The 1,638-nt window shown below is 31.3% G+C and carries 2 protein-coding genes; both read right to left on the minus strand.

All coding sequences use genetic code 11. The annotated features are described in order from the left end of the window. Nucleotides 1–78: 78 nt before the first annotated feature. Nucleotides 79–609, minus strand: coding sequence for a Fe-S-containing hydro-lyase (locus E6A48_RS00985; RefSeq protein WP_219708141.1), 531 nt, complete (start codon nt 607–609; stop codon nt 79–81). Between the two features lie 35 nt (nt 610–644). Then, on the minus strand, nt 645–1,487 hold the full coding sequence (locus E6A48_RS00990) for a fumarate hydratase (protein WP_219708142.1): 843 nt from the start codon (nt 1,485–1,487) through the stop codon (nt 645–647). Nucleotides 1,488–1,638 lie beyond the last annotated feature (151 nt).

The following is a 1,638-nucleotide window of genomic DNA, read 5'->3' on the forward strand; positions in this document are numbered from 1 at the left end:
CTCGTACGCGGGAAAAAGTTGAATAAAAAATTTATTATATATTTGAAAACTTTTAATAAATAAGATTTTTAAAAAATCTTAAACCTTTAAAGCACTATCCCCGTTAGAATCTATTGCTACAATCAGCATCATGTCTTCAACATAAAGCTCTCTAATAGCCTCAGTGCCTAAATCTTCAAAAGCTATTACTTTGCATCGCTTTACACAATGAGCCATATAGGCAGCAGCACCTCCTATCGCACAAAAATACACCCCACCATATTTTTTTATAGAGTCAATAACCTCTTTAGACCTAGCACCTTTACCTATTGTAGACAAAACTCCTAACTCTGTAAGCTTTGGAGTGTAGGCGTCCATTCTATAGCTTGTTGTAGGTCCAACGCTTCCTATCACTTCATTTGGTTTATTTGGTGAAGGGCCTGCATAAAAGATTGTTTTGTTTTCTAAATCCAACGGCAACTTTTCTTTGCTTTTTATTATGTCTATTAATCTTTTATGTGCAGCATCTCTTGCAGTATATATATTGCCTGTTAGGCTTATCATATCGCCTGCTTTTAATGTTGATAATATTTCTTTTGTGAGAGGAGTGTTTATCTTTTTTATTTCCATAAAACCTAATACCTTTAAAATTTTTATTAAACTATTTATAAAACAATTTCTCTGTGCCTTGTAGCATGACAGCCTGTACACACGCATACAGGAAGCGATGTTATATGAGTGGCATACATATTTATATGCACGCATAAAGCAGTAGTATTACCTCCAAAACCAGAAGGACCAATATTCATTTTGTTAATTCCTTCAAGAAGCTCTTCTTCAAGCTTTTGTAAACGTTCATCATCATTTTTTGAGCCCACCTCTTTAAGTAAAGCCCTCTTAGCAATATCAACACATTTCTCCATATTGCCACCAATACCAATACCCACAATCATAGGAGGACAAGCATTAGCACCTGCAAGTTTTATTGTATCATAAACAAACTTTTTTATTCCATCTATTCCAGCAGAAGGAGGAAGCATAGCAACCTTTCCCATATTCTCACTTCCAAAACCCTTAGGTGCTACTATAATCTTTACTTTATCGCCTTCAACTATATTATAATGAATAATAGCAGGAGTATTATCATTTGTGTTTTTTCTCTCTAATGGGTCATTTACAACAGACTTTCTTAAATATCCTTCTTTATATCCCAATGCAACACCTTTATTAATTGCCTCTGTTAAACTGCCGCCCTTAAAATGAACGTCCATTCCCACATCAACATATATAATCGCCATTCCTGTATCTTGGCATATTGGCTTTAATTCTTCTTTTGCAATTTCTGAATTTTTTATAAGTACATCAAGTATATTTTTTGGAAGGTTTTCTTCTTCTTGTGCTAAAGATTTTTCTAATGCTTTTTTTATATCATCGTTTAAATAAATATTAGAATCTATACAAAGTTTAGCAACATTTTCTGTTATAACATTAACATCAATTTCTCTCATATATTTATGCCTATTAATAGTTTTTATATATGTATAATACAAAATAAAAATTTAATTGTCAATTTTAAAAGTAAATTTAAAATCTAAAAATAACTATTTAAATGTTTATAGAGTGTTATAGCTAATATCCTAGGAATATATAAAAAGATAA

This window comes from Brachyspira pilosicoli (assembly GCF_019402445.1).
Taxonomy (GTDB): Bacteria; Spirochaetota; Brachyspiria; order Brachyspirales; family Brachyspiraceae; genus Brachyspira; species Brachyspira pilosicoli_B.

What these genes read in the sequence shown, in the direction of transcription:
- E6A48_RS00990 (WP_219708142.1), bottom strand. Translation starts at nt 1,487, where the DNA reads ATGAGAGAAATTGATGTTAATGTTATAACAGAAAATGTTGCTAAACTT.
- E6A48_RS00985 (WP_219708141.1), bottom strand. Translation starts at nt 609, where the DNA reads ATGGAAATAAAAAAGATAAACACTCCTCTCACAAAAGAAATATTATCA.